The organism is Rhodococcus cerastii, assembly GCF_033042195.1.
Lineage (GTDB): Bacteria > Actinomycetota > Actinomycetes > Mycobacteriales > Mycobacteriaceae > Rhodococcoides.
The window spans coordinates 115,043-138,019 of the sequence record NZ_JAWLKF010000012.1 but is presented as its reverse complement, the minus strand read 5'-3'; the positions used below and the strand labels follow the sequence as shown (position 1 = coordinate 138,019).

Here is a 22,977-nt window from a genome sequence, read left to right as displayed (position 1 = left end):
CGCCCGCGCCGGTGTCAGGCAGAGTTCAGCGTCGGGCGTCGACTCGACGGCAGCGCCGACGCAACGAGATCACGAGGATGCAGCGCCCCCTGCTCGGTCATCATCACCCGCATCCGATACTCGACCACACGCAATTGCGCAGCCAACGGGCTACGCATCAGCGCGAACTCGTAGTCCGTACCGGCGGAGCGGAATTCGGTGTCGAGATCGGTCATGTCATCGTCTCCTCGAACGTGGGTGATTCGTGTCGACGAGTTCAAGGACGACAGTCTCGAGCGTACGACGGCACACGCGCCGTGCCGTCGGCACAAAGGCTCTCTTTTCGAGGACACTCGGCCCTTCTCGTGGTGATCGGCGTTGCCGACGTTCACATCACGATGACTGCGGCGCCCGCGAACCGGCCGTGCCGCAGATCGCGCAGGGCATCCGGTGCTCGCGAAAACGGGTACTCCGTGGTCTGCACCGTCAAGTCGATTCGACCGCAGATCTCGAGGAATGCCCGTGCATTCTCCCTGGTGTTCGCCTCGACACTGCGCAAACGTTTTTCGTGGAACAGGTGCCGCTGGTAATCCATGGCAGGGACATCGGTCATGTGGATACCGGCCAGGACGACGGTTCCGCCCGGCACGAGTGCCTCGAGCGCTGCGGGGACGATCTCACCGACCGGAGCGAACACGATCGCTGCATCCAGTTGCTGCGGCGGGGCGGCGTAGGTGTCCTGTGCCGAGTCGAGACCGAGGGACAGCGCGAACTCGCGCGCAACAGGATCCCTGGTCATCACATGCACCGTGGCACCGGCCGAGCGGGCGAGCTGCGCGACGATATGGGCGCTGCCGCCGAATCCGTAGAGGCCGAGTACGCCTTGTTCGGGGAGCTCGGCAAGCAGCAACGCTCGGTAACCGATGATTCCCGCGCACAACAGGGGCGCGAGTTCGGCATTGCGGTATCCGTCCGGCAGCGTGAGAGCGTAGTCAACGGGGACAACCGCCCACTGCGCGAAGCCTCCGTCGTGATCCCAACCGGTGTAACGGGATTCGGCGCACAGATTCTCCTTTCCAGCGGTGCAGAACGAGCAGGTCCCACACGTGTGCCGAAGCCACGGAACCCCAACTCGATCTCCGATGCGAAAGGCAGTGCCGCACTCCTCGCCGAGGGCGGCAACGACCCCGACTATCTCGTGCCCGGGGACGACGTGAGGTTCGTGTACCGGAAGATCGCCCTCGACGACGTGTAGATCCGTCCGGCACACCCCGCAGGCCTGCACCGCGATCAACAATTCTCCCGATGTGGGGACGGGACGAGGTTCGTCACACAGATGCAGCGGAGAGTCGTCGACGGAGCCAGGAACGCTGGTGCGCCAGAGCTTTCCGCGTTCTTCCGTACCGGGGATCGAAGAGTTCACGAAGTGGCCACCGCGGCAAGTGAGTCGGCAATCGTCCCGGAGGTGTCGATCACGGTTGCACTCGGCCAGGGGCGTCGGGCACCGGCCATGGCGTCGTACACGGCCTGCGACGCGTCCGAAGCGCCGCGTGGGCGGGTCGCAATACGTTCGAGGGCAACATGTTCGGGCGTTCGGCATTCGAGCTCGACAAGATCGCTGTGGGTGCCGGCGGCCAGTTCGAGCGCGTGCTCGCGCGACTTCTCGTCGTTCCACGAGGCGTCGATGACGACCGAACGGCCCATCCCTACCTGCTCGCGCGCTCGGTGCATCAATTCGGCATAGGTGGATGCTGCCTTCTCGGGGGTGTACAGCCCGCATCCGACTGCCGACGGATGCGGAGACCGTGGATCGAGTCCCGCGCTCTCCTTGCGCACCACATCGCTCGACAGCACCACCGCCCCGGTGCGTTCCGCGAGTGCGGCGGCCACCGTGCTCTTGCCGGTGCCGGGCAGGCCTCCCACCAACGTGATGGTGATGGCCGACGACGCCAGGTGGTCCAGCGCGAGTCGCATGTGGGCGAGCGCGTCGGTCTGCGAGGCCGGATGACCCTGATGAAAGCGAAGGCAGGCGACCTTCGCGCGAACCGTTGCGCGGTAGGCGATGTAGTGATCGATCAGAGAGCAGGGAGGATTGTCCTCGGTCGCCTCGAGATACGACGCCACGAAGCGGCGAGCCGCGTCGGGGCGTCCTTGGAATTCGAGATCCATTGCCAAGCAGGCGACGTCGTCGATTCCGTCGAGGAAGCGCAGTCGGTCGTCGAAATCGAGACAGTCCAGTATTCGTGGGCCGTCCGGTAGGCAGAAGATGTCGTCCGAAAGAAGGTCCCCGTGCCCGTCGACTATGCGGCCCCGCGAGATCCGATGGTCGAAGAGGGCCGCACGACCGGCGACGTAGCGAAGAGATCGATCCTCGAGCTCGTCGACGAGTGCGGTGTCGATGACGCCGACCGCGAGTGTGCGCAGCTCGCGAATGTTGTTGCGCCACCGCTCGTCCAGAGCGCTCTGTCGCCCCTCGTCGTCGATGCGGGTACTTCGAGGACTGTTCCGATGGGCAACCGCGACAGTCTGCGCGACGAGGTCGACGACGGTGCCGATATCGTCGCCTGCCGCGGCGCGGGTGGACAACCGGGTGGAATCGGGGAGGCGTCGCATCTTCAGCAGTGGTTCGGCAGGCCCGCCGCCCGGATCGGTGAGCTCGGCGATACCGATATATACATCGGGCGCGAATCGGGAATTCAGTACGAACTCGCGGTCGCATGCGGTCCATCGGGAATCGACGGTACGGAAGTCGAGGAAGTCCGTCTCGATCGGCTTCTTCATCTTGTAGGCGACATCACCGAGTAGAAACACGTAGGCGCTGTGCGTTTCGTGGACCTCTGCGGTGCCGACGACCGCCGGGCCTGTTCGGTCGCAATCAACTACTGCAGGCATTGTGCATCCTTCGATGGTTTATGGAAAAGAACAAGATCGACGGCACTACCGCGAAGGATGGTCGCGGTCCTGTAGAAAGTGTTGCCAGTCCCTGTCCCACTGCCGCATTCGTGAACGTTCGCCGGCCCTGGTGGTGAGATAGACGAGACCACCGACGACGACTGCACCGAGGAACCACACGAACACGGCCGTGGCAGTTCCGTTGACGACGGCACCGGCGGCGGTCTCGGGAGCGCGTACGCGGTTTCCGTCCGCGTCGCGCCAGATCGGAGTCGTCTCACCGATCTGCACAGCGGACGGCACCTGGGCCGATCCCGACCGGATGGAGCCGTCCGGCGCGCTCCACTGCACAGTCGCGGTACCGCTGGCGGGCACGGCACCGTCCGTCTCGGACCGCTCGGTCCTGACGGAGTCGACCACCCGGGCATCGACTCGAACGTATTCTGCGCGTTGCTGTTGCGCCCGCAACGACAGGTCGCTGTACGTCACCGAACCGATCGTCGCTGCCACGGGAATCAGCAGCAGGAGCACCGCGATCCCGACGGCGAAAGCCGCTCGTTCGATCCTGTCCGGCAGCCGCATCAGTGGATTGGAGATCCACGGACTGTGTCGCCACCACCGGTGCGCGAGTTCCGAGAACATGGCCGTCACCTACTCCCACCCGAAGTGCATTCGTCTACTACGAGTCTCCGGCGTCGAGCAGCGGATCCGGAAGGGCACAAGGTCCCGATGACCCGGGGGCTGTCGGCAGTTCGAGGACTCAACGCACCACGAGAATCGGGCAGCCCGACGCATGCACCAGCGACTGGCCGACCGATCCGGTGAACGGACCCGTCCATGGCCCTGGCCCGCGGCTGCCGACCACGAGGAGGTGTGCGGTGGCCGATGCGAGTCGAAGCTCGTGCTCCGCGGACGCGTCGAGCAGATGCAGGTGCACGTCGACCGTGGGATGCATGGACTTGGCAGCGTCGAGGCGTCCGCCCAGCCATTCGAGTGCTCGGATCTGTTCCAGCTCAGCGTCGTTCGTGACAGGCCGACGGTGGGGCGATCCGACGTGCAGCGCGGTGAGTGGGACCTCGAGTGCATCGGCGAACCAGAAGGCCGCCTCGATCGCTCGGGTGCACGAGTCGGAGTGATCGACGCCGACGACAACCGGAGAGGTCGGCGTGAGATCCGCGTGCTGGGGGCGCCACACCAGGACCGGACACGACGATTCTTCGACGATGCGAGTTGCATTGCGGCCGAACAGCACATCTCGGATCGGGCCCGATTCACGACCTCCGATGACGATCAGATCAGCAGTGTGCGACAGCGCGCCGAGAACGGAGGCGATGGGATCGTCCGTCAGAATCGAATCGATTGCGATGCGGGGATCGAGACCGAAGAGTTCACGGCGAGCCGATCGGAGAAGGCGTCGACCGTGCAGTCGCTCCAACGACCGGGCCGATTCGCGGGAGGTGAGTGCGTGCACTAGCCGAATGCGTGCCCCGGTGACAGAGGCCAGGCCCGCGGCCCAGGACAGGGCGTCGCGGGACTTCACGGTGCCGTCGAGCGCGACGACGATGTCACCCCACTCGTGCTTCGTCCAGAAGCCGGGGGCGACCGGGTTGTCCGTGGGTTGGTGTCGCGGCTCTGCGCTCACCATGACCGGCCTGCCATGGGCGCCAGGGTACGGCGTATCTCGGCCGAAACGGTCTTCAGATCGTCGTCGATTGTTCGTTCCGCGTGCAGGCGCTCTAGTTCGACACGGGCACGATTGGACGTCAGTGGGAACAGGTGGCCGTGGACGCGCGCGGTGGCGTACAGGCGGTCGTAGGTGGTGCGGACTGCGTCGTCGACGACTGCGCGCGTCAGATCGGGGAACCTCGCGGCGAGCATCGCGGCAATCGATGTCAATTCGTCGTGCAGCAGTCGGGTGGTCGGTGGTGCGTCGGTGATGGTCATGAAGATCGGTTACCTCGCGCTCGTGGAGATGGAGTGCTCCTGCCTCGAGCGTGCCCGGCGCGCGTCGTGCGATGTAGGGCCTTTTGTCGACGAGCTCGTTACCGAAGGCCCCTCTGTCCTGTGATGCCGCCTCGTAGCGTCGTCCACGCTGCACGATGACCCGCGCCTCACGAGCTGTACCGACCGAAGGGCCCGTCATGGGAACGAACAGAGTTTTTGCACTCGTCATCGGATGTGTGGTCTCACTCGTCGCCTTCGCCGTGCTCGGCGTCGGCGTGCTCCTGTTCTTCGGTTACGTCGCGCAGGACGACGAGGGGCGAATCAGTTTGCCGACTGCACCGTTGACGACGGCCTCGAGCGCACTCGTGTCCGAGGATGTCTCCCTTGTCGATTCGATCGACCCGCAGGTATCGGACCGGGTGACGGTCTCGGTCCGAGTCGCTTCGTCCGATCCCGCGCGTGAGGTGCTGATCGGGATCGCTCCCACTGCCGATGTCCGCGACTACCTCCGCGGTGTGGCACACACCGTGGTGACCGATGTCGAGTTCTTTCCCTTTCGGGCCGGATACGACAACGTCACCGGAAGTGACACCGCTGCTTCGCCGCTGGATCAGCCGTGGTGGTTCGACCGTGCAAGTGGCACGGGGACAACAGAACTGGAGTGGAGGCCGCAGGGCGGCTCGTGGACGATGGTCGTCATGAATGCCGACGGGAGCGCCGGCGTCGACGTGGACGTGAGGGCAGGCGTTCGAGTGCAGTCACTCGGACCGGTGGCTGCTTCCGTACTGGCAGCGTCGGCGCTTCTTCTGGTGCTCGGTGTCGGGGCGATCGTCTTCGGCGCCTCCGGGCTCGGCAGGCGAACGGCTTCCGAGACCGCGGCTGAATCGAAGCCGCTCGACGAACCGGACACCCTGCTCAGCGCTACCGAACAGTCTCGATATCCGGTGGTGCTCACAGGCACACGCCCGGAGTCGCTGTCCCGGGGGCTGTGGCTCGTGAAATGGATTCTGGCAGTGCCGCACTACATCGTGTTGGTCTTTCTCCTGGCAGGCTTCTTCGTCACGACCTTCGTCGCAGGGTTGGCGATCCTGTTCACCGGGAGGTACCCGCGTGGGTTGTTCGACTTCAATGTGGGAGTTCTCCGCTGGGTGTGGCGTGTGCAGTTCTACTCGTACTCCGCGCTGGGTACCGACCGCTACCCGCCGTTCACGCTGCACCGTACGGATCATCCCGCCGACCTCGTGGTGGACTACCCCGAAAAGCTATCGCGCGGCAAAGTTTTGGTGAAGTGGTGGCTGCTGGCGATCCCGCACTACCTGGTGCTCTCCCTGCTGGCGGGAGGCTGGTACGCGGGCTTCCGCATAGCGGGTAACGGCGGGGACGCCGGGGTTACGGGCCAGCCGTACATCTTCGGCTCCGTTCTCGGCGTGCTCGTCCTCATCGCCGGAATCACGCTCCTGTTCACCGGGCGCTATCCGCGAGGCCTGTTCGACCTGGTGCTCGGCATCAACCGGTGGGTGTTTCGCGTCGCGGCCTATGCGGCTCTGATGACCGACGAGTACCCGCCGTTCCGGCTCGATCAGGGGCCGGACGAGGTCGAATCAGCTCAAAAAGACCGCGTCGACGACGACGTATCCGGCCACGGCGAACACGAGGTAGGCGAACAAACGTTGTAGCCGTGCGGTATCGACTCGACTTCCGAAGTGCGCGGCCACGAGGGAGCCGACGATCGCGGTGCCTGCGAAGGCGAGGGTGATCGACCAGTCGATGGTCGTACCACTCAGGTGTGAGAACAGACCTGCGACGGAGTTCGCGACGATGATGACCAGCGAGGTTCCGACAGCGACCGACATCTCTATGCCGAGCATCAGCACCAGTACCGGAATGATCAGGAAGCCGCCTCCGACGCCGAACAGCCCGGTCATGAATCCGACGGCAAGACCGGCCGGAATCGAACGTGGTGCGCAGCGTCTCCAGTTGATGCCCGATGTCGATGTCTTGCAGGCTGTTCCGATATCTCCCCGCTCGGCGAGCATCCGCGCTCCTGCGGCAACCATCACGGCGGCGAAGCCGAGCAGCAGAACCCTGTCCGGAAGCAACCGGCCGAGTGCACTGCCGGCGAACGTGGCGGGAATGCCGGTCGCAGCGAACACGGCCGCCAGCCGCCATTCGACTCGGTGGGCTCGCAGCTTCGGTATCACTCCTACTGCGGAGGCGGTGCCGACGACGATCAGCGAGACGGGGATCGCTTCCTCCACGCCGAGGCCGAGGGCGAACACGAACACCGGGACCGCAAGAATCGATCCGCCTCCACCGAGTAGGCCGAGCAGAATTCCGATCACTGCACCGAATCCGAGCGCCAGCGCCAACGTCATCGTGTGTTCACTCCCATGGTTGCTGTTCTCTTTATACCCCAAGGGGGTACTTGACATACCCTAGGGGGTATTGCACACTGTGTCTACCGCCCCGCGAAATTCGCCCGGAGACAGCCAGATGGAGGAAATCATGATTCTCGAGCAGTACTACCTCGAATGCCTTTCCCACGCTTCGTATCTGATCGGTGACGAGAGCACCGGACGCGCGATCGTCGTCGATCCTCGTCGCGACATCGCCGAGTACCTGGACGATGCGGCGAAATACGGCCTCACGATCGAGGGCGTCGTCAACACCCACTTTCATGCAGACTTCGTCTCGGGTCACCTCGAATTGGTCGACGCGACCGGCGCGTGGATCGGCTTCGGTGAATCGGCCGAGACCGACTACCCCATTCGAAGACTGCGCAACGGGGAACGTCTGTCCCTCGGCGAGGTCGAACTCGAGATCTTGTCCACTCCGGGTCACACCTGGGAGTCGATCTCGGTCTTGGTTCGCGAGCATCCCGGGGCCACCCCGACCGCCGTGCTCACCGGAGACTCCCTGTTCATCGGCGATGTCGGGCGACCCGATCTCGTCAATCTCGGGGACGGGTCCACCACCGACCTTGCCAGAGCGATGTATCGGACGGTCCACAACACACTGCTGACGCTGCCCGCCGAGGTCGTCGTCATGCCCGCCCACGGAGCCGGCTCGTCCTGTGGCAAGAACCTGTCCACCGAGTTGACCTCCACCATCGGCGAGCAGCGGGCGACCAATCCGTCGGTGCAGCCGATGACCGAGGATGCTTTCGTTGCGCTGGTCACCGAAGGTCAACCGGCGGCTCCGTCGTACTTCTCCGCCGACGCCGCGATGAACAAGCAGGTGCACCCGCTGCTGTCTCCGAGCCGCACAATTCCTGCGCTGACGCCGGAGGAGGTCCGAGGCGAACTTTCCGCCGGCACCCGAGTGCTCGACGCGCGGAGTGTGGACGACTTCGCGGCCGGTCATCTTCGGGGATCGGTCAACGTGGGTTTCGACGGTCGCTTCGCCGAGACCGGCGGCATGGTCGCGGAGATCGGCGGACGGATCGTTCTCATCGCGTACCCGGGGGACGAGCAGGAAGCCGCGCTGCGGTTGGCCAGAGTCGGCTCGGACAACGCGATCGGCTACCTGGTGGTGGACCGAGACGGAACCTTCCCTGCGGAGCTGACCGAACTGGTCGAGACCGCTCCACGCACCACGGTGGAGCAACTCGACGCCATGCTCGCAGCGGACGAGGTGACATTGGTGGACATCCGTAATCCGGGTGAACGCGACCTCGGCACGATCCCGGGAGCGACACCGATACCCCTGGCGCAGCTGCGAACTCGACTCGAACAAGTTCCGACGGGTAAGCCGATCGTGGTGCACTGTGCAGGCGGCTGGCGTTCGAGTGTGGCCGCATCCTTGCTCCGTGCTCAGGGATTCGAGGACGTCTCGGATCTGCTGGGTGGCTACAACGCCTGGGCCGACGCCCACGTTCCGGCCTGATATTTCACCGAATCGTAGAGGAGAGAATCATGTGTTATCCCGTCACTTGCAACACCTGCAACAAGACCGGCTGGGGTGGTTGCGGCAACCATGTCGACGACGTCATGGCCACGGTGTCCGTGGCCGACCGCTGCACCTGCGGTGAGGCATCAGCGTCACCCGTCTCTGAGCGTCCGAGCATACGGTCGTTGTTCGGTCGCTGAATCACCCTGGGCAGCAGGGACCTTGTGCCCTAGTTCAGGCGGTGCGCTGCAGCCAAGCTGAACCGATGATATCGACAACGCGGGTGGCCACCGAACGCACTCGACGCTGGCCGTGGCTCGGCGCAGTCTGCGGAGGTGCATCGATCAACGCGTTCGGTGCCGCGATCGGATTGGTCTCGGGTGCAATCGATCCAAGTCCTTACGTGCAGGGGACGTTGCCAGTCACGCTCACAGCGCTCTCACTGGTGTTGGTCGTCGGCATACCGATGGGGCTTGCTGCGGCGTCTGCCTTCGCAGGCGGCGGACGGTCGGGCCCGATGGCTCACATCGCCGGCGTGCTCCTCGTGGCCTGGATTGTGGTTCTAGCGGCCGTGACCGGTGAGACGAGTTGGCTGCTGGGATCGTTCGGTGTGCTGGGTCTCGTCATTGCTCTGCGCGGTTGGCGGATGACGGTTGCCGCGGGAAAGTCCGCGTATCTTTTGTCGGACGACGTATGAGGTTGCTGATCTGCACCGCGGGTCGGCATGGCGCGACCCACAGTCTGGGCCAGGAAATGGGGCGAGTCTTCGAGCACGAGGGCGTCGACGTCGACATCCAAGCCCCGGAATCCGTGACCCGCGTGGACGGTTACGACGCGGTGATCATCGGAAGCGCCGTCTACTCCGATCGCTGGGTTCCGGCCGCCAAGGCTTTGGTCGACAGGGTGTCGAGATCCGAACATCCACCCATCTGGCTGTTCTCCTGTGGACCGCTGCACTCGAGCGACCGGCCGGTCAACGTCATTTCCGACGCGGCACACGCGGTGTCGGTGTTGCATGTCATCGCTCACCGAACGTTTCCCGGAAGGCTTGATCCCGACAAACTTTCGGTGGGGGAGCGTCAGATCTTCGACAACTCCGGTGCAGTCGCCGGAGACTTCCGCGACTGGGTGCTCGTATGCAACTGGGCCCGAGAGATACTCGCCTGTCTCACGGCTGGGACACCGGGCTCGTGACCTTCTGAGATCTGCCTGTACCGAGACGCTGAGCGGATGGGCAGACGTGCTCGTGTATCTCGGCTGCCAACTGCGCCACCGATTCGGTCAAGACCGTATTGGCCTCGATCATGTCCTGGAGTAGCGCGGTGTTCGAAAGGGTATGTACGGCAACCTCACTGCTCACCGAGTCCGCACGTTTTGCCGAGATCAGCAGAATCGCTCCCTGTAGTCCCGCGATCATCGACAGGAACAGGTTGAGCAGGATGAAGGGGTAAGGGTCGAATCCGTCGCTCTGGTTGTAGGCGGCCCACAGCGCCATGGTGCCCAGGAACAGGAACACGAACGGCCAGGAGCCCATTCCGTTTCGGACGTAATCCGCCGCTCGCTCACCGGTGGTCAGTGCGTCACCGGTTCGGACCCCGGGGTGTCGTCGCCACAGGTTCATTGCTCGCAGGTGTTCGATCGGGAGTGTGCAGCAGTATCCATGCTGCCGAGTGTGGCCGAGGTCGGCGACCAGTGCCAGGGACGAAAGCCCCTGCTTCTCGGGCCTTTCTGCTCCCGACCTGTCGGTTCGGGATACGTCCCGAACCTGCGGTGACTTCCGGCCCTACATGCCGAGTGTCGCAGCGCCGACCATCGACGGTGTGCATTGCTCGATGGTCGAGAACGGCATTGGTTTCGATAGTTGGAGGAAGTCCACGATGAAAGCTGCTGTTGTCACCGAGTTCGGCGGACCCCTGGTCGTCAAGGACATCCCGATTCCGGAACCGGCACCCGAGCAGGTGCTGGTGAAGATGGAGACGTGCGGGGTCTGTCACACCGATATCCATGCTGCGCAGGGGGATTGGCCGGCCAAGCCGACCCTGCCGTTCGTTCCCGGGCACGAAGGCGTCGGAGTGATCGAAGCAGTCGGATCCCAGGTGTCGAAGGATCGAATCGGCGAGCGGGTCGCGATCGCGTGGCTCGGTTCGGCCTGCGGCGAATGCGATCATTGTGTATCGGGCTGGGAGACACTGTGCGAGAGGCAGCAGAACAGTGGCTACTCGATCGACGGGGCATACGCCGAATACGCTGTGGCCCATGCGAAATACGTCGTCCGCGTTCCCGACGGCATCTCCTCGTTCGATGCCGCTCCGCTGACCTGCGCCGGCGTCACCACGTACAAGGCAGTCAAGGTCGGTGGCGTCACACCGGCACAGCGCGTGGCCATCTTCGGCGTCGGCGGACTAGGTCACATGGCAGTGCAGTACGCCAAGATCGCCGGAGGATTCGTCACCGCCGTGGACATCGAGGACGAGAAGCTCGAACTCGCTCGTGAACTCGGCGCAGACCACACCGTCAACTCGGCGACGACCGATCCGGTGGCGGCCATCCAAGATCTCGGCGGAGCCGACGTCGCCATCGTGCTGGCCGTCATCCCCAGCGTGTTCGATCAGGCATTCCGGTCCCTGCGACGCGGCGGACGGCTGGTGTGCGTGTCGATGCCCGCGCACGGTGTGTTCCCGGTTCCGATCTTCGAGACGGTGGTCGGCGGTATCTCCGTCCTCGGTTCGATCGTCGGCACCCGAAAGGACCTGCGTGAGGTGTTCGCATTGCACGAGGCCGGGCGCACCACGGTATCTGCCGTCTCGCGCAAACTCGACGAAGTGAACGAGTGCTTCGACGACCTCATGGGTGGCCGCGTCACCGCTCGTCAGGTGTTCGAGTTCTGAGCGCGCATGGCCCCGATCTCGGGTCGATGTTCCCGTAATGTCCGAAACGCCGTAGGGTTCGGAAGGGCAGACACGTGCTCGATCAGCATGTGTGCTCACTACGAATCGAGCAGCGATGCACGCGGAGAACCCCGCCCCGGAGCAACCCGTCACCGACGAGTTCGACGACGATTTCGCCGCCGCCCTGGCCGGGCTCGGTCGGTTGGCGATGAGCACGATGTCGCTACCGGAAACCCTCTCGCACGTCGCGGAATTCGCGGTGCGTGCCATCCCGGGTGCCGATGGAGCCGGGTTGACGTTGTTGCATCCCAACCTTCCCGCCACGATCGTGGCCAGCGAGGATTTCGTCCGTGTGGTCGACGACATCCAGTACGGACTGGGCCAGGGTCCGTGCATCACCGCAGCGAAGGAGGGCATCACCGTTCGGTCGGGTTCGCTCGACGCCGATCCGCAGTGGCCCGAGTTCGGACCTCAGGTGGGCCGGCTGGGTGTGCACAGCGTGTTGTCGCTGCCGCTGATCACCAAGTCGGTGGTACTCGGCGCGATGAACGTCTACGCGCACAAGCCGAACGCCTTCGATGATCGAGCAGCCGAACTGGGCGAGTTGTTCGCAGTGCCCGCGGCGATTTCGGCTCAGAATGCCCGTGCGTTGGACAGTGCAGTGCAGCTGACCGAGCAACTGGAAAAGGCATTGGGCAGTAGAGCCGTGATCGATCAGGCCATCGGCATACTGATCAGTAGAACCGGATGCAGTGATGCCGAGGGATACGACAAGCTTCGAGACATCAGTCAGACCGAGCACAAGAAGATAGCTGTAGTGGCCCAATCCATGGTCGCCGAGGCGATGAAGGTGGCACGCGCGCGTCGCCGACGCACATAGACCGGACAAAAGCGCGTAGCGTCGACTATGCGGGTGCAATCGAGGCATGGACTCCGACTTTGGCCTCGCGCCTGCACCGGACGATGGAGATCCATCGTGGCAGGATTCACGGAAGAATCGAACAGGCGGTCGGGCCGCACGGGATTCTCGATGAAATTGCAGCCTCGTCTGCTCGCCGATCTGGCGCGATTGACCACAGCACTCGACAGCTCCACCGTCGACCTCGCACAACTGGTGGACCGACTGTCCGCGGATATCGACGCGGCCGTATCGGCCGTGGTCTCGATAACCCTCACCGTGATCGTCGAGGGTGAGTACTTCGAGGTGTCGGCGTCGACCGGGAACAGTGCCGACCACGAGCCGGCATCATCGCTCAGGCTCACCCTCACCGACCCGCTCAGCATCGGGACCGAGAAGTATCTGCTCATTCTGTCCGGCACCGCAGGCGCTCTCGTGGACTTCGCCGCCGATGTGAGTTTCACACTCGGACTCGGCGGCGACTCCGCAGTTCTCGATCGACACCTGCGCGGTGCGGGCGAAGAGGGGTCCGCTCACGCGCTCGCGTCGGTGAGCGAGGTGAATCAGGCGATCGGAGTGCTCATCGCCGGCGGGCGCAGCGCGGCGGAAGGCCGTGCCGAACTGCACCGATTGGCAGCGCAATCCGGGACGCCCACAGCCGAAGTGGCTCGAAGAACCCTGCGTGACGCACGCGGATGGTTTCCGCCGCAGGGTTCCTGACCCACAGTGTCACCGCCGGGATTCAGCGGAAACGATGCTCGATGACGCTGCGAGGCAACTGCAATGGGCTCGGGTAGGCCACGAGAACCCTGTTGCCGTCCGGATCGCACCCGTGGACGAAACTGACTCCGTCGGCTGTGTGAATGTACGTGGACGGATAGTGCTTGCGGAGCCGAGCCCCGATCTCGTTGAGTGACTCGGCGCGTTGAGCCGACCACATGATCTCGCTGACTCCCAGAGCTGTCACCGGTCGCGGCAAAGACAGTGGGTCGGCGTGCAGATAGATCTGAAAGCCGTTTCGCGCCAGCAACAGTGCGGCGTCCGCTTCTCGGAGGGAGACGGTGAACTCGAACACCGAGCAGTAGAAATCGATGGACCGCTCGAGTTCCCGCACCCTGATCAGCGCCGATGCCACGGCCACCGTCGCAATGTGCGACGGTGTGGGCACGGCGGCCCCGCTAGTGATGGTCCCTCGCATGAACCACCAGCACTGGGCAATGTGCATGCTCCGCGCACTGCGAGCTGACAGATCCGAGGAGCAGTCCGACGAATCCGCCGTGCCCTCGGCTGCCGACAACGAGAATCTCGGCGTCATGGCTGGCCTCCAGCAGGACTTTTGCTGCAGAACCCTGTCTCACAACCTGTTTCAGGCCTGCGGGCAGATCGGTGCCGAACGCAGCAGCGGTAGCCTCGGCGAGAATCGTCTCAGCGTTCTTCGCGGGCTCGACCTCGACGACATAGCCGGTGTCCATGTACGGCTGGTACTGCCAGACAGTGACTGCCTCCAACGTGGTCGACAAGGCGGTGGCCAACTGCTGCGCACGTTGCAGGGCGAGGATCGACGAAGGTGATCCGTCGACTCCCACCACGATGGGTCGGCCGGTCGGCTCGGTGTCGGTCATGAGGATGGGCCTTTCTCGGGTGATGAATCTCTGTCGACGGCGGAGGTGGAGGGTGAAAGCCGTTTTGCGAGGACACCGCTGATGTCTCCGGCCCACTCGTCGACCTCGGCGCGTGATCTGTCGTCTCCGTCGCCGGCGTTGATCATTCGGACCACCGCGCGCTCGAACAACGACAACGTCGATCGATCGAGCTTGCCGCCGAACACCTTGTGTTCGATTGCCCAGGACGCCTCGCTCCACTTCGACTTCGCAGTGGGCGGTGTCCCGCTACCTATGGGCCCGCTGGAGAACAGCCACACCGGCCTGGTCTCGAGTTCGGATTGCTCACGGGCGACGAGCGATCGGGCATCACCGAGCCAGCGGCCCATGTAGACGCCACTCCCGAGTACGACGGCGTCGTATTCGGCGATGCTGTCCACCTCGGCTGCGTCGCGGACGTCGACCGTGGCCGCCGTGGCGGTGTCGGACAGTCTCGCGGTCAGCGCCGAGCCCAACCACTGTCCGAGCTCGCGGGTGGAACCATGACGGCTTGCCGTTGCGATCAGGATGCGCATGATGCCTTCTGCTTTCATTCTCGAGGTTCGGCGTTCGGTCAGCAATGGAGTTGTGCTGTCAAGAGATCCACGGACTTGCGGTACTGAGCGAAGTCGATATCGCCGCGTGCGTACCGGGCGGCGAACAACTCCTCCAACGTGTCGGGACCGGCAACGGCGCGCGCTCTTGCCCAGGCGGGAGTGCGAGCACCGGACCGCAGCACTGCGAGCAAACACAGTGCTGCGACAGCGAAAGCGAATGTGAGGGAGAGTGTCATGCCGGTCGGTCCTGTCGGTGGTTGCTCGTGAGGATCACTGACGACGACTCTGCCGCGCGGGAGCGCCTGGAAACAGGGACTTAGGACCCTCACCGGTCGCCGAAGGTGTTCGCCGTGAGCGGCCGAATGGATCTGCACCACCGGGTGTTCCGCCGTCCGACGCCGGTCCCTGGCGATTGGGTACTTCGTACCCTTCCGGGCCCGGTCGACGCCTCGATAGCGTGCAAGGGGACTACAGAACACCCCACAGAGAAGGGCCCGTCATGACAGGAGCAACATCGAGCGACACAGATCAGGCCCGATACTCATTGCCCTCCGACAGCGATCGACGACTGACACTGACCCCACCGGACCCGACGGTCCGATCCGCCGGCGAGGTTGACGGTGCCTGGCTCTCGGTCAGTGACGACCTCGACTTCGAGGCACCCGAGCTCGTTGCCGCCCTCGCTCGGCGACTCGGTCCGATCGATCGAGTGCTCTACCGCCTCGACGAGTGGCAGAAGGCACCCCGGCGCGTCACCGTAGGCGCACGAAGCATTCACCTGGACGGCTACCGGTTTCAGCCACATCACACACTCGGTGTTCGCACTCGCGACGGTGACAGTGTGACGCTGCTCGTCGTCCCGCCGTTGATGAGTGGGCCTGCGGCGCAGGTACTGCTGCACAGTGCCGGTGAGCGCGGAAACACCGAGACGGTGCAACAGTTGCTCGGATTGACGTTGACCGACGCCTCCGGCGGCAACAGCGAAGACAAATGACAGTTCTGGTCCCGACCGAGGACGGCCGCAGCCTCGAAGTACTCGATACAGGGCCGGCCGATGCGCTTCCACTTGTCTATCACCATGGCACCCCGCAGGGTGCAGTACCGTTCCCGACGCTCGAACGGGCCGCTGCTGCACAGGGATTGCGGGTCGTCTCCTACTCGAGGCCGGGGTACGGAGCATCCTCCCCACGTCCGGACGGTGCGACCACCGCTACGGTGGCGGACGACGCCGCCGACACGGCGGCAGTGCTCGACCACCTCGGCATCGGCGAATTTCTGACGATCGGCTGGTCGGGTGGCGGGCCGCGTGCATTGGCCTGTGCGGCAGTGCTGCCCGGGCGGTGCCTCGCTGCCGCCTGCTGCGTCGGGATCGCACCCGCCGCCGACTACGACGGCGACATCCGCGACGGAATGGCCGAGGAGAATATCGACGAGTACACGGCCGTGTTCGCCGGCGTCGAAGCCTTGGAGTCGTTTCTCGATATCCGAAAAGGGTTCTTCGGTGTCACCCCGGACCAGGTAGCGGCAGGATTGGGAGCGTTGGCTCCACCGGTCGACCGCGCCGCGCTGACCGAGGAACTCACCGAGTACCTCGCCGCATCGGTCAACGCGGCCGGACGTCAAGGCATCGTGGGCTGGCGTGACGACGACCTGACCCACACGCGCCCATGGGGATTCGACCTGAGCGAGATCAGCACACCGGTGTCGATATGGCAGGGCAGTCTGGACACGATGGTTCCGTTCGCCCATGCTCGTTGGTTGGCGGCGAACGTCGCAGGAGCGCAGGCCCATCTGATCGAAGGAGAGGGACACATCTCCCTGATGAGCCGGGTCAACGACATTCTGGACGATCTCCGCCGACTGGGCGGGGTGTTCTCGAAAGGTTAGGCGTGTTGGGCCGTCGCAGCATTTGCTGCGATGGTGCGCAGCATCTTTCTGCTCATGACGAATCCGATTGGCTCGACGAAGTAGCGCCCGAAGACCAGGCGACTCTTCAATGTTGCAGCGTGCGAATATCGTCCGCGCTCGATCAGTCGAGTTCTTCCACCGGGCAGGGCGCGCAGATGAAACGACCAGAGCGCTCGATCGGCCGAGTCGGGGTCTGCACCCAGCAGCACGAAGGCGGTGCCGTCGTCGATCAGCGTCACCGCCAGAGGTGGTGACTGCGGATGCAGGAGCACGGAGTCGCCGACCTCGAGAGTCTGGAATCGAGGGTCGATCCCCGTTGCCGAGGTGATGTTGCAGCCGACCAGGTTCTCGAGTCCGCGATAGCTGTAGAAGCCTGCACGTTGCTGACCGAGCTGAATCAACCATGGCCACACGAGATCAGGCGTCGTGTCGACATCGATTGCATGGGTGTATGTCCACGCCGGGTGTGGCACGCTCTCGTCACCGGGCAGTGTTTCGTTCACCTCGGCCGGCGTCGCGCCCCACGTCGTGCGCCACTTGCGCAGAGGAATCGAGGCCAGGACGTGGAACGCGATGAGGCCTGCGCCACCGGCCGATTCGGCGAGTTCGTTCATGGTGATTTGTCCCCCTGTTGTGAGATCGATGTCAGGCATCGCGTCGGCGAAGGAGATATGCCGCGAGGGCGAGCAGCAGGACCGTCCACAGCGCTGCGACTCCGAAACCCTGCCAGGGAGTGAGCAAGTCGGAGGGAGCTTGCCGGGGTGAGGCGATCAGACTGCCGGCCTGCGAGGGCAGGTACGCCTGGATGTGCCGTCCGACGGTGCCGGGGATCAGTTGGGTGAGCGGTGCCAGTACGAGAACGAATCCGATCATGCCCGTGATGGCTCCCGCGGTGTGTCGGACGATGGCACCGACGGCGACCGCCATGGCGCCGAGCAGCGAAAGGTACAGGCCGGCACCGATCACCGCTCGCAGCACGCCGGGATCGCTCAGCGACACAGATGCTTTGGAGTCCATGATGGCCGAACCGAGGAAGAATGTGGGGAATGCCGTGATCTCGCCGATGACGAACACGACGGCCATGAACACACCGGTTTTGGCCGCCAACATCGGTATTCGTGAGGGCACCGCCAGCAGACTGGCCCTGATCGTGCCGCTCGAGTATTCGCTCGTGACCACCAGGACGCCGAGTACGCAGACCGCCAACTGGCCGAGTTGGAACCCTGCCCCCAGGATCTGGCGTGCCGGGTCTGTGACGATCTGAAGCTGGGAAACCGGATCGACGTTGTCCCAGTAGGCGACGGTGAACCAGGTGAAGAAGCCGGTGAAGCCGATGGTGAGGATCACCAGTGCGGCCAGGGACCAGATCGTCGATCGCAGTGAGATCAGCTTCGTCCACTCCGATGTCACCAGTCCGAGGACATCGTCGCGATGGTGTTCTCGCTCGGGGGGCTTGGTTGCGGTGCGCGGTGCGGTGATACTCATGATGTCGCCTGTCCGCGAGAGTGAGTGACGAGGGGGCGGTCGTGTTCGACGTCGTCGAGGTGGGTGAGGGTCATGAACGCTTCTTCCAGCGATGCCTCCTGCGGGGTCAGCTGATAGATCGCGATGTTCTGCTGTTGGGCGAGCTCCCCGACCTGGTGTGCCGAGAGATCGTGGACGGTGAGTCCGTCGTGGCCGAGTACGTCGGTGGTACCTCCGGCTGCGTCGACCACCGTTGCGAGCCGCGCAGAATCGGAGGACGAGACCAGCACCGACGCTCGACTGCTGCGGGCTATCAACTCCGCGGGCGTGCATTCGGCGATCAGCTTGCCGTGATCGATGACCACAAGATGGTCTGCGGTCTGAGCCATCTCGCCCATCAGGTGGCTGGAGACGAGGACGGTTCGTCCCTCTCCCGCCAGGTTCTTCATGAGGTTGCGCATCCAGTAGATGCCGTCCGGGTCCAATCCGTTGATCGGTTCGTCCAGAATGAGCACCGCTGGGTCGCCGAGCAGGGCTGCAGCAATCCCGAGTCGCTTCCGCATGCCGAGCGAGAACGATCCGGTACGTTCGCCGCTGACGTCGCGAAGCCCGACCAGCTCCAGAACATAGATGATACGAGACGTTGGAATGCGTTGCGTACGAGCCAGATACAGCAGATGGTTGTAGGCCGATCGCCCTGGGTGGACGGCCTCGGAGTCCAGCAGGGTTCCCACGGTGAGCAGCGGCTTGTTCAACTGGGCATACTCGACGCCGCCGATCAGTGCAGTGCCGGCGTCGGGACGATCCAAGCCGACGATCAACCGCATCGTGGTGGACTTGCCGGACCCGTTCGGTCCGAGGAATCCTGTGACAGTGCCGGGTTCGACAACGAACGACAAGTCGTCGATGACGAGCTTGTCGCCGTAGCTCTTGCTCAGTGCGCGTACTTCGATCGGATAAGGCATGGTGTTCGTTCCCCTGTGGCGGCGAGTCGTTCGGAGTGAGCAGAGGTGCGCTCAGGCGGCGGGACTGTGTTCGTCGACGCGGTGGACCTCGATGGTGCAGTCGTCCAGCACTGCGGCGATCGCAGCGACCGCGACGAGGACGGGTGCGACGATCGCGACCGCTACACCTGCGGTCACCGGTATCTCGATGACGGTGTGCCCCTGATCGTTCTTCACCACGATTCGCCGAATGTTGCCGTCGTGCAGCAACTTCTTGACCGTTTCGGTCAACTTCTCACCGCGAACCCGGAGAGTGTCGGTGGTCGGGGTGGATGGGGTGCTGTCGGATTCGCTCATGGCTACAGCCTGCAGTTCCAGGCTTCGCTCGCGTAGGGCATTTGTACCCTCGTTCGTGGGCGAACGACAGTCCGCGCGCGTTATCACTCGGGATCTGCCGCTGCCGTTGCGGTGATCCGCGCGAGGCGGCGGCCGGGCGACGGAACGACGGTGACCGGGCAGTGCGCACGCGCCAGCACCGACCGGCTGGTGGACCCGAGCATCATCTCTCCGTAGCCGCCGCGCCCGTGACTGCCGATCACCAGAAGTTGAGCGCCCTGCGCGTGATCGAGAAGAGCCTGCACCGGCCGGTCCTTCACCACCACGGTGCGCACCGACACCGTGGGATGACGACGTGTGTGCGGCTCGAGCATCCGGGTCAGTTGATCCGCCGCTGCGGGCCGATTGGCCGGCCATTCCAATCCTCGAATCGGAAGCCCGACCGTCAGATCCGCGTCGGACCAGCTGTGCACTGCCGTGAGCGGAGCCGACCGCACGGAGGCCTCCTCGAATGCCAGCGCCACCGCCGCCGCGCTCGCTCTCGTTCCGTCCACCCCGACGACCACCGGATGCGTCGTGTCCAGACCGTCGCCCGACCAGCCACGGACCACCGTGACCGGGCATCGAGCATGGGTGGTGACGGCGAAACCGATCGACCCGAGTGATCGTTGCTCGGCCCCGCCGAGACCGCGGGTGGCGATGACGACCATGCGGGCGGTGGTCGACAGGTCGAGCAACGTGGCAACGGCGGGGTTCTCGGACGAGACGGTGTCGATTCCGATCGGACCGGCTGTCGCGCTCACGCGGGACGCCAGCGCCCTGGCCTCGTCCAGAATCGCTCTGATTTCCGATCTCGATTGTTCGACAACGGGTTCGGGGAGTATCCCCACCCCCGTCAGCGCCTTCGGAAGTGACATCGCCGAGACGAGAACCAGATCGGACCTGTGTAGGTGTGCGTCGAGAACTGCCCAGCGCACTGCATCCAACGCTGCAGCTGATCCGTCGACTCCGACGACGGTCGGTGGTGAACCCATCGTGCGACCTCCTCGGTCGTGGTGTCGGAACATCCATCAGACGCCTCGCACAGCCTCGGGCGCGGCAGGACAACAACACCGACACGAAGGACTTTGGTCCATTGATTCGGTGACGAAAGGTCAGGCCGGCCGTACCTGCGACCCGTAGGCTCGGAAGTCGAGGCGCCCAGTGTGGACGCAGGTGAGGGGTGTCGCCGTGGTCACGGTGTTCTTGGTGGACGATCACGAGATCGTGCGGCGTGGTCTGATCGACCTGATCGACTCCGATCCGGACCTCGAGGTCATCGGTGAGGCGGGCAGTTGCGCTCAGGCGCTGGCCCGAATCCCGGCCCTGCAGCCGGACGTTGCCGTGCTCGACGTGCGCCTGCCAGACGGCAACGGCATCGAACTGTGCCGCGAACTCCTCGATCGCCTGCCGCTCCTCAAGACCATGATGTTGACCTCGTTCACCGAGGATCAGGCCATGCTCGACGCCATCCTCGCGGGCGCGAGCGGCTACGTCGTCAAGGACATCACCGGCATGGAGCTCACGCGCGCGATCAAGGACGTCGGGTCCGGTCGGTCGCTACTGGACAATCGTGCAGCAGCGGCGCTCATGGACAAACTACGAGCCGGAACGGCGACTCCAGGACCTATCGACCACCTCACCAGCCAGGAGCGCACGCTGCTGGATTTGTTGGGAGAAGGCCTCACCAACCGGCAGATCGCAGCCAGGATGTTCCTGGCGGAGAAGACGGTGAAGAACTACGTCTCTCGGTTGCTGGCCAAGCTCGGGATGGAGCGCCGTACCCAGGCTGCGGTGTACGCGTCGAAGCTCGCTGATACCGCTCCGTCGGCCGGACAACCGGGGTCGCGGGATGGATGACCACCGCGCGGAGACCACGTCCTCGTTGCCGCAGTTGCGACTCGGTGAACTGTTGGCCGAGGTTCAGGACCGGATAGGCCGAATCGCCGATGCCAGAGTCCAGGCCGACGGGCTGCTCGACGCCATGCTCGTCATCACCTCCGGCCTCGATCTGGAAGTGACACTGCGCTCGATCGTGGAATCGGCCGTCGATCTCGTCGATGCTCGGTACGGCGCACTCGGCGTTCGCGGCGACGGTCACGGCTTGAGTGCGTTCATCAATCACGGCATGGACGAGGACACGCGGGTGGCGATCGGCCCGCTCCCCACTGGGCGCGGGGTGCTCGGACTGTTGATCGACCAGCCGAAAGTGCTGCGCCTCGAGGATCTCTCGGCGCACCCGGAGTCGGTGGGATTTCCGCCGAATCACCCGCCGATGAAGACTTTTCTCGGCGTTCCGATTCGGGTTCGTGACGAGATATTCGGCAACCTCTATCTCACCGAGAAGAAGGACGGCAAGCAGTTCACCGAGGACGACGAGGTCGTCACGAAGGCGCTGGCGTCCGCGGCCGGCATCGCCATCGAGAACTCGCGACTGTACGAGGACTCACGGGTGCGCCAGGCTTGGATGGAGGCAACTCGGGACATCGGCACCGAGCTGCTCGCCGGGACGGACATCGACGAAGTGCTGCAGATGGTGGCGCGGAAAGCATTGCACCTGACCGGTTCCGATGCGGCGTTCATCGCGGTTCCCGAGGACGGCGACCAGCCGTTCGAGGATGTCACCGAACTGGTCGTCACGGTCAGCGAGGGGCTCGTATCCGATCGCATGATCGGAGCAGTCATTCCGATCGAGGGCTCGAGCTCGGGATCGGCATTTCGACGTCGAACACCGTTGCGCAAGGAGCGACTCGAGTACGGTGCCAAGGAATTGGGCTCGGCTTTCGGGCCCGCACTGATTTCACCCTTCCGCGTCGCCGAGGGCGTGAGCGGCGTCCTGGTCGTCCTCCACACAGAGGGGCGGGGGCCGTTCGACGATTCCCAACTCGAGCTGGTCTCGAACTTCGCCAATCAAGCTGCATTGGTGATGCAGATCGCCAATTCCAGCCGCCGGATGCACGAACTCGAGGTGTTGTCGGACCGAGATCGAATTGCCCGCGACCTGCACGATCACGTAATTCAGCGAATCTTCGCCGCCGGTTTGGCTTTGCAGAGCACTCTGCAACGCACCGAGTCGGAGGAAATCCGGGTGCGTCTGACCAGGACGATCGACGACCTGCAGGACACGGTGCAGGACATCCGGACGACGATCTTCGACTTGCAGAGCACGTCCCACTCGGCCACGCGATTGCGTCAACGCATCAATGCGGCGGTACTCGAACTCACCGAGAACGTCGATATCCGTGCCGTCGTGCGGATGTTCGGGCCTCTGTCGGTTGTGGACACCAAGCTCGCCGATCATGCCGTTGCCGTCGTTCGTGAGACGGTCAGCAACGTCGTCCATCATGCGCAGGGCGACACTGTGACCGTAACCTTGTCGGTGGGCGACGAGTTGCAGATCGTCGTGTCCGACAACGGGATCGGGATGCCCGAGGACACCACCGCCAGCGGACTGTCCAACCTCGGTGCCCGTGCTGTCGAATGCGGTGGGTCGATGAACATCGGTCCCGGCTCCTCCGGACGCGGAACCGATGTGACCTGGTCGGTACCGCTGCCCTGACGGGTGCAGTCGTTCGTCACCTGTTTCGGTGACCTCCGGCC

The 22,977-nt window shown here is 64.2% G+C and carries 28 protein-coding genes; 11 read left to right on the top strand and 17 right to left on the bottom strand.

Annotated elements, in window-relative coordinates; translation table 11 throughout:
* Positions 1–14: 14 nt before the first annotated feature.
* The 6 genes from R3P93_RS19330 to R3P93_RS19305 all read right to left on the bottom strand — a co-directional run bounded on the left by R3P93_RS19330 (position 15) and on the right by R3P93_RS19305 (position 4,815).
* Positions 15–215 (bottom strand): hypothetical protein, encoded by a 201-nt coding sequence (locus tag R3P93_RS19330; RefSeq protein WP_068055050.1) that lies wholly within the window; start codon positions 213–215, stop codon positions 15–17.
* 152 nt (positions 216–367) lie between these two features.
* Positions 368–1,402 (bottom strand): zinc-dependent alcohol dehydrogenase family protein, encoded by a 1,035-nt coding sequence (locus R3P93_RS19325; protein ID WP_269595037.1) that lies wholly within the window; start codon positions 1,400–1,402, stop codon positions 368–370.
* Complete coding sequence (locus tag R3P93_RS19320) at positions 1,399–2,871, bottom strand: bifunctional aminoglycoside phosphotransferase/ATP-binding protein (protein ID WP_283347474.1); 1,473 nt, start codon at positions 2,869–2,871, stop codon at positions 1,399–1,401. Before R3P93_RS19320 ends, R3P93_RS19325 begins: the two co-directional genes overlap by 4 nt.
* 45 nt (positions 2,872–2,916) lie before the next feature.
* The gene (locus R3P93_RS19315; RefSeq protein ID WP_283347473.1) at positions 2,917–3,513 is read right to left on the bottom strand and encodes an Rv1733c family protein; all 597 of its coding nucleotides are present in this window, start codon (positions 3,511–3,513) and stop codon (positions 2,917–2,919) included.
* A gap of 118 nt (positions 3,514–3,631) precedes the next feature.
* Positions 3,632–4,516, bottom strand: a complete 885-nt coding sequence (locus tag R3P93_RS19310) for a universal stress protein (protein ID WP_283347472.1) — start codon at positions 4,514–4,516, stop codon at positions 3,632–3,634.
* Positions 4,510–4,815: a three-helix bundle dimerization domain-containing protein gene (locus R3P93_RS19305; RefSeq protein ID WP_283347471.1), complete on the bottom strand. Its 306-nt coding sequence runs from the start codon at positions 4,813–4,815 to the stop codon at positions 4,510–4,512. The genes R3P93_RS19310 and R3P93_RS19305 overlap by 7 nt, the downstream gene beginning before the upstream one ends.
* 197 nt (positions 4,816–5,012) lie before the next feature.
* Here R3P93_RS19305 and R3P93_RS19300 point away from each other — a divergent pair, with 197 nt between their 5' ends.
* Positions 5,013–6,491 (top strand): DUF4389 domain-containing protein, encoded by a 1,479-nt coding sequence (locus R3P93_RS19300; protein ID WP_283347470.1) that lies wholly within the window; start codon positions 5,013–5,015, stop codon positions 6,489–6,491.
* Here the strand turns inward: R3P93_RS19300 and R3P93_RS19295 are convergent.
* Positions 6,417–7,190, bottom strand: coding sequence for a sulfite exporter TauE/SafE family protein (locus R3P93_RS19295; protein WP_283347469.1), 774 nt, complete (start codon positions 7,188–7,190; stop codon positions 6,417–6,419). The two genes, R3P93_RS19300 and R3P93_RS19295, sit on opposite strands and share 75 nt — an antisense overlap.
* Positions 7,191–7,320: 130 nt before the next feature.
* On the opposite strand from R3P93_RS19295, the gene R3P93_RS19290 reads away from it, so the two are divergent.
* The 3 genes from R3P93_RS19290 to R3P93_RS19280 all read left to right on the top strand — a co-directional run bounded on the left by R3P93_RS19290 (position 7,321) and on the right by R3P93_RS19280 (position 9,897).
* A complete protein-coding gene (locus R3P93_RS19290) occupies positions 7,321–8,700 on the top strand; it encodes an MBL fold metallo-hydrolase (protein WP_283347468.1) in 1,380 nt (459 codons plus the stop codon).
* 268 nt (positions 8,701–8,968) lie between these two features.
* On the top strand, positions 8,969–9,400 hold the full coding sequence (locus R3P93_RS19285; RefSeq protein ID WP_143536621.1) for a hypothetical protein: 432 nt from the start codon (positions 8,969–8,971) through the stop codon (positions 9,398–9,400).
* Positions 9,397–9,897, top strand: a complete 501-nt coding sequence (locus R3P93_RS19280) for a flavodoxin domain-containing protein (RefSeq protein WP_317533787.1) — start codon at positions 9,397–9,399, stop codon at positions 9,895–9,897. The genes R3P93_RS19285 and R3P93_RS19280 overlap by 4 nt, the downstream gene beginning before the upstream one ends.
* Here R3P93_RS19280 and R3P93_RS19275 read toward each other — a convergent pair.
* The gene (locus R3P93_RS19275) at positions 9,872–10,324 is read right to left on the bottom strand and encodes a DUF1003 domain-containing protein (protein ID WP_094670288.1); all 453 of its coding nucleotides are present in this window, start codon (positions 10,322–10,324) and stop codon (positions 9,872–9,874) included. The two genes, R3P93_RS19280 and R3P93_RS19275, sit on opposite strands and share 26 nt — an antisense overlap.
* A gap of 256 nt (positions 10,325–10,580) precedes the next feature.
* Here R3P93_RS19275 and adhP point away from each other — a divergent pair, with 256 nt between their 5' ends.
* The 3 genes from adhP to R3P93_RS19260 all read left to right on the top strand — a co-directional run bounded on the left by adhP (position 10,581) and on the right by R3P93_RS19260 (position 13,209).
* Complete coding sequence (gene adhP, locus R3P93_RS19270; RefSeq protein ID WP_317533786.1) at positions 10,581–11,591, top strand: alcohol dehydrogenase AdhP; 1,011 nt, start codon at positions 10,581–10,583, stop codon at positions 11,589–11,591.
* 115 nt (positions 11,592–11,706) lie between these two features.
* Positions 11,707–12,471 carry a GAF and ANTAR domain-containing protein gene (locus R3P93_RS19265; protein ID WP_094670287.1) on the top strand — a complete coding sequence of 255 codons (765 nt, stop codon included), beginning with the start codon at positions 11,707–11,709 and terminating at the stop codon, positions 12,469–12,471.
* 150 nt (positions 12,472–12,621) lie between these two features.
* Positions 12,622–13,209 carry a hypothetical protein gene (locus R3P93_RS19260; RefSeq protein ID WP_317533785.1) on the top strand — a complete coding sequence of 196 codons (588 nt, stop codon included), beginning with the start codon at positions 12,622–12,624 and terminating at the stop codon, positions 13,207–13,209.
* A 22-nt stretch (positions 13,210–13,231) separates the two neighbouring features.
* On the opposite strand, the gene R3P93_RS19255 is transcribed toward R3P93_RS19260, so the two are convergent.
* The 4 genes from R3P93_RS19255 to R3P93_RS19240 are packed head-to-tail and all read right to left on the bottom strand — an operon-like array spanning position 13,232 to position 14,922.
* The gene (locus tag R3P93_RS19255; protein ID WP_283347464.1) at positions 13,232–13,657 is read right to left on the bottom strand and encodes a VOC family protein; all 426 of its coding nucleotides are present in this window, start codon (positions 13,655–13,657) and stop codon (positions 13,232–13,234) included.
* A 10-nt stretch (positions 13,658–13,667) separates the two neighbouring features.
* A complete protein-coding gene (locus R3P93_RS19250) occupies positions 13,668–14,111 on the bottom strand; it encodes a universal stress protein (RefSeq protein ID WP_283347463.1) in 444 nt (147 codons plus the stop codon).
* Complete coding sequence (locus tag R3P93_RS19245; RefSeq protein WP_317533784.1) at positions 14,108–14,665, bottom strand: flavodoxin domain-containing protein; 558 nt, start codon at positions 14,663–14,665, stop codon at positions 14,108–14,110. Before R3P93_RS19245 ends, R3P93_RS19250 begins: the two co-directional genes overlap by 4 nt.
* Positions 14,666–14,703: 38 nt before the next feature.
* Positions 14,704–14,922: an SHOCT domain-containing protein gene (locus R3P93_RS19240; RefSeq protein ID WP_283347461.1), complete on the bottom strand. Its 219-nt coding sequence runs from the start codon at positions 14,920–14,922 to the stop codon at positions 14,704–14,706.
* Positions 14,923–15,185: 263 nt separating this feature from the next.
* Here R3P93_RS19240 and R3P93_RS19235 point away from each other — a divergent pair, with 263 nt between their 5' ends.
* Both R3P93_RS19235 and R3P93_RS19230 read left to right on the top strand, forming a co-directional pair.
* Entirely contained in the window at positions 15,186–15,680 is a 495-nt protein-coding gene (locus R3P93_RS19235; RefSeq protein WP_283347460.1) for a DUF5994 family protein, read from the top strand.
* Positions 15,677–16,573 (top strand): alpha/beta fold hydrolase, encoded by an 897-nt coding sequence (locus R3P93_RS19230; RefSeq protein ID WP_283347459.1) that lies wholly within the window; start codon positions 15,677–15,679, stop codon positions 16,571–16,573. Before R3P93_RS19235 ends, R3P93_RS19230 begins: the two co-directional genes overlap by 4 nt.
* Here R3P93_RS19230 and R3P93_RS19225 read toward each other — a convergent pair.
* The 5 genes from R3P93_RS19225 to R3P93_RS19205 all read right to left on the bottom strand — a co-directional run bounded on the left by R3P93_RS19225 (position 16,570) and on the right by R3P93_RS19205 (position 20,372).
* Positions 16,570–17,208, bottom strand: coding sequence for a hypothetical protein (locus R3P93_RS19225; protein ID WP_283347458.1), 639 nt, complete (start codon positions 17,206–17,208; stop codon positions 16,570–16,572). The genes R3P93_RS19230 and R3P93_RS19225 overlap by 4 nt on opposite strands.
* A gap of 31 nt (positions 17,209–17,239) precedes the next feature.
* Positions 17,240–18,079, bottom strand: coding sequence for an ABC transporter permease subunit (locus R3P93_RS19220; protein WP_317533783.1), 840 nt, complete (start codon positions 18,077–18,079; stop codon positions 17,240–17,242).
* Positions 18,076–19,023: an ATP-binding cassette domain-containing protein gene (locus R3P93_RS19215; RefSeq protein WP_317533782.1), complete on the bottom strand. Its 948-nt coding sequence runs from the start codon at positions 19,021–19,023 to the stop codon at positions 18,076–18,078. Before R3P93_RS19215 ends, R3P93_RS19220 begins: the two co-directional genes overlap by 4 nt.
* 51 nt (positions 19,024–19,074) lie before the next feature.
* Entirely contained in the window at positions 19,075–19,359 is a 285-nt protein-coding gene (locus R3P93_RS19210) for a DUF4342 domain-containing protein (protein WP_149407413.1), read from the bottom strand.
* 83 nt (positions 19,360–19,442) lie between these two features.
* Positions 19,443–20,372 (bottom strand): universal stress protein, encoded by a 930-nt coding sequence (locus tag R3P93_RS19205; protein WP_188078788.1) that lies wholly within the window; start codon positions 20,370–20,372, stop codon positions 19,443–19,445.
* Between the two features lie 196 nt (positions 20,373–20,568).
* On the opposite strand from R3P93_RS19205, the gene R3P93_RS19200 reads away from it, so the two are divergent.
* Both R3P93_RS19200 and R3P93_RS19195 read left to right on the top strand, forming a co-directional pair.
* The gene (locus tag R3P93_RS19200; protein WP_068055658.1) at positions 20,569–21,237 is read left to right on the top strand and encodes a response regulator; all 669 of its coding nucleotides are present in this window, start codon (positions 20,569–20,571) and stop codon (positions 21,235–21,237) included.
* Positions 21,230–22,936: a sensor histidine kinase gene (locus R3P93_RS19195; protein WP_149407411.1), complete on the top strand. Its 1,707-nt coding sequence runs from the start codon at positions 21,230–21,232 to the stop codon at positions 22,934–22,936. The genes R3P93_RS19200 and R3P93_RS19195 overlap by 8 nt, the downstream gene beginning before the upstream one ends.
* Positions 22,937–22,977 lie beyond the last annotated feature (41 nt).

Excerpts from the sequence above, each read along its gene's own strand:
- R3P93_RS19275 (WP_094670288.1), bottom strand. The coding sequence starts at position 10,324 with ATGAACCTGTGGCGACGACACCCCGGGGTCCGAACCGGTGACGCACTG.
- R3P93_RS19320 (WP_283347474.1), bottom strand. The coding sequence starts at position 2,871 with ATGCCTGCAGTAGTTGATTGCGACCGAACAGGCCCGGCGGTCGTCGGC.
- R3P93_RS19250 (WP_283347463.1), bottom strand. The coding sequence starts at position 14,111 with ATGACCGACACCGAGCCGACCGGCCGACCCATCGTGGTGGGAGTCGAC.
- R3P93_RS19220 (WP_317533783.1), bottom strand. The coding sequence starts at position 18,079 with ATGAGTATCACCGCACCGCGCACCGCAACCAAGCCCCCCGAGCGAGAA.
- R3P93_RS19260 (WP_317533785.1), top strand. The coding sequence starts at position 12,622 with ATGAAATTGCAGCCTCGTCTGCTCGCCGATCTGGCGCGATTGACCACA.
- adhP (WP_317533786.1), top strand. The coding sequence starts at position 10,581 with ATGAAAGCTGCTGTTGTCACCGAGTTCGGCGGACCCCTGGTCGTCAAG.
- R3P93_RS19265 (WP_094670287.1), top strand. The coding sequence starts at position 11,707 with ATGCACGCGGAGAACCCCGCCCCGGAGCAACCCGTCACCGACGAGTTC.
- R3P93_RS19235 (WP_283347460.1), top strand. The coding sequence starts at position 15,186 with ATGACAGGAGCAACATCGAGCGACACAGATCAGGCCCGATACTCATTG.
- R3P93_RS19215 (WP_317533782.1), bottom strand. The coding sequence starts at position 19,023 with ATGCCTTATCCGATCGAAGTACGCGCACTGAGCAAGAGCTACGGCGAC.
- R3P93_RS19225 (WP_283347458.1), bottom strand. The coding sequence starts at position 17,208 with ATGAACGAACTCGCCGAATCGGCCGGTGGCGCAGGCCTCATCGCGTTC.
- R3P93_RS19290 (WP_283347468.1), top strand. The coding sequence starts at position 7,321 with ATGATTCTCGAGCAGTACTACCTCGAATGCCTTTCCCACGCTTCGTAT.
- R3P93_RS19230 (WP_283347459.1), top strand. The coding sequence starts at position 15,677 with ATGACAGTTCTGGTCCCGACCGAGGACGGCCGCAGCCTCGAAGTACTC.
- R3P93_RS19280 (WP_317533787.1), top strand. The coding sequence starts at position 9,397 with ATGAGGTTGCTGATCTGCACCGCGGGTCGGCATGGCGCGACCCACAGT.
- R3P93_RS19315 (WP_283347473.1), bottom strand. The coding sequence starts at position 3,513 with ATGTTCTCGGAACTCGCGCACCGGTGGTGGCGACACAGTCCGTGGATC.
- R3P93_RS19300 (WP_283347470.1), top strand. The coding sequence starts at position 5,013 with ATGGGAACGAACAGAGTTTTTGCACTCGTCATCGGATGTGTGGTCTCA.
- R3P93_RS19285 (WP_143536621.1), top strand. The coding sequence starts at position 8,969 with ATGATATCGACAACGCGGGTGGCCACCGAACGCACTCGACGCTGGCCG.
- R3P93_RS19305 (WP_283347471.1), bottom strand. The coding sequence starts at position 4,815 with ATGACCATCACCGACGCACCACCGACCACCCGACTGCTGCACGACGAA.
- R3P93_RS19205 (WP_188078788.1), bottom strand. The coding sequence starts at position 20,372 with ATGGGTTCACCACCGACCGTCGTCGGAGTCGACGGATCAGCTGCAGCG.
- R3P93_RS19295 (WP_283347469.1), bottom strand. The coding sequence starts at position 7,190 with ATGACGTTGGCGCTGGCGCTCGGATTCGGTGCAGTGATCGGAATTCTG.
- R3P93_RS19330 (WP_068055050.1), bottom strand. The coding sequence starts at position 215 with ATGACCGATCTCGACACCGAATTCCGCTCCGCCGGTACGGACTACGAG.
- R3P93_RS19210 (WP_149407413.1), bottom strand. The coding sequence starts at position 19,359 with ATGAGCGAATCCGACAGCACCCCATCCACCCCGACCACCGACACTCTC.
- R3P93_RS19240 (WP_283347461.1), bottom strand. The coding sequence starts at position 14,922 with ATGACACTCTCCCTCACATTCGCTTTCGCTGTCGCAGCACTGTGTTTG.
- R3P93_RS19195 (WP_149407411.1), top strand. The coding sequence starts at position 21,230 with ATGGATGACCACCGCGCGGAGACCACGTCCTCGTTGCCGCAGTTGCGA.
- R3P93_RS19245 (WP_317533784.1), bottom strand. The coding sequence starts at position 14,665 with ATGCGCATCCTGATCGCAACGGCAAGCCGTCATGGTTCCACCCGCGAG.
- R3P93_RS19310 (WP_283347472.1), bottom strand. The coding sequence starts at position 4,516 with ATGGTGAGCGCAGAGCCGCGACACCAACCCACGGACAACCCGGTCGCC.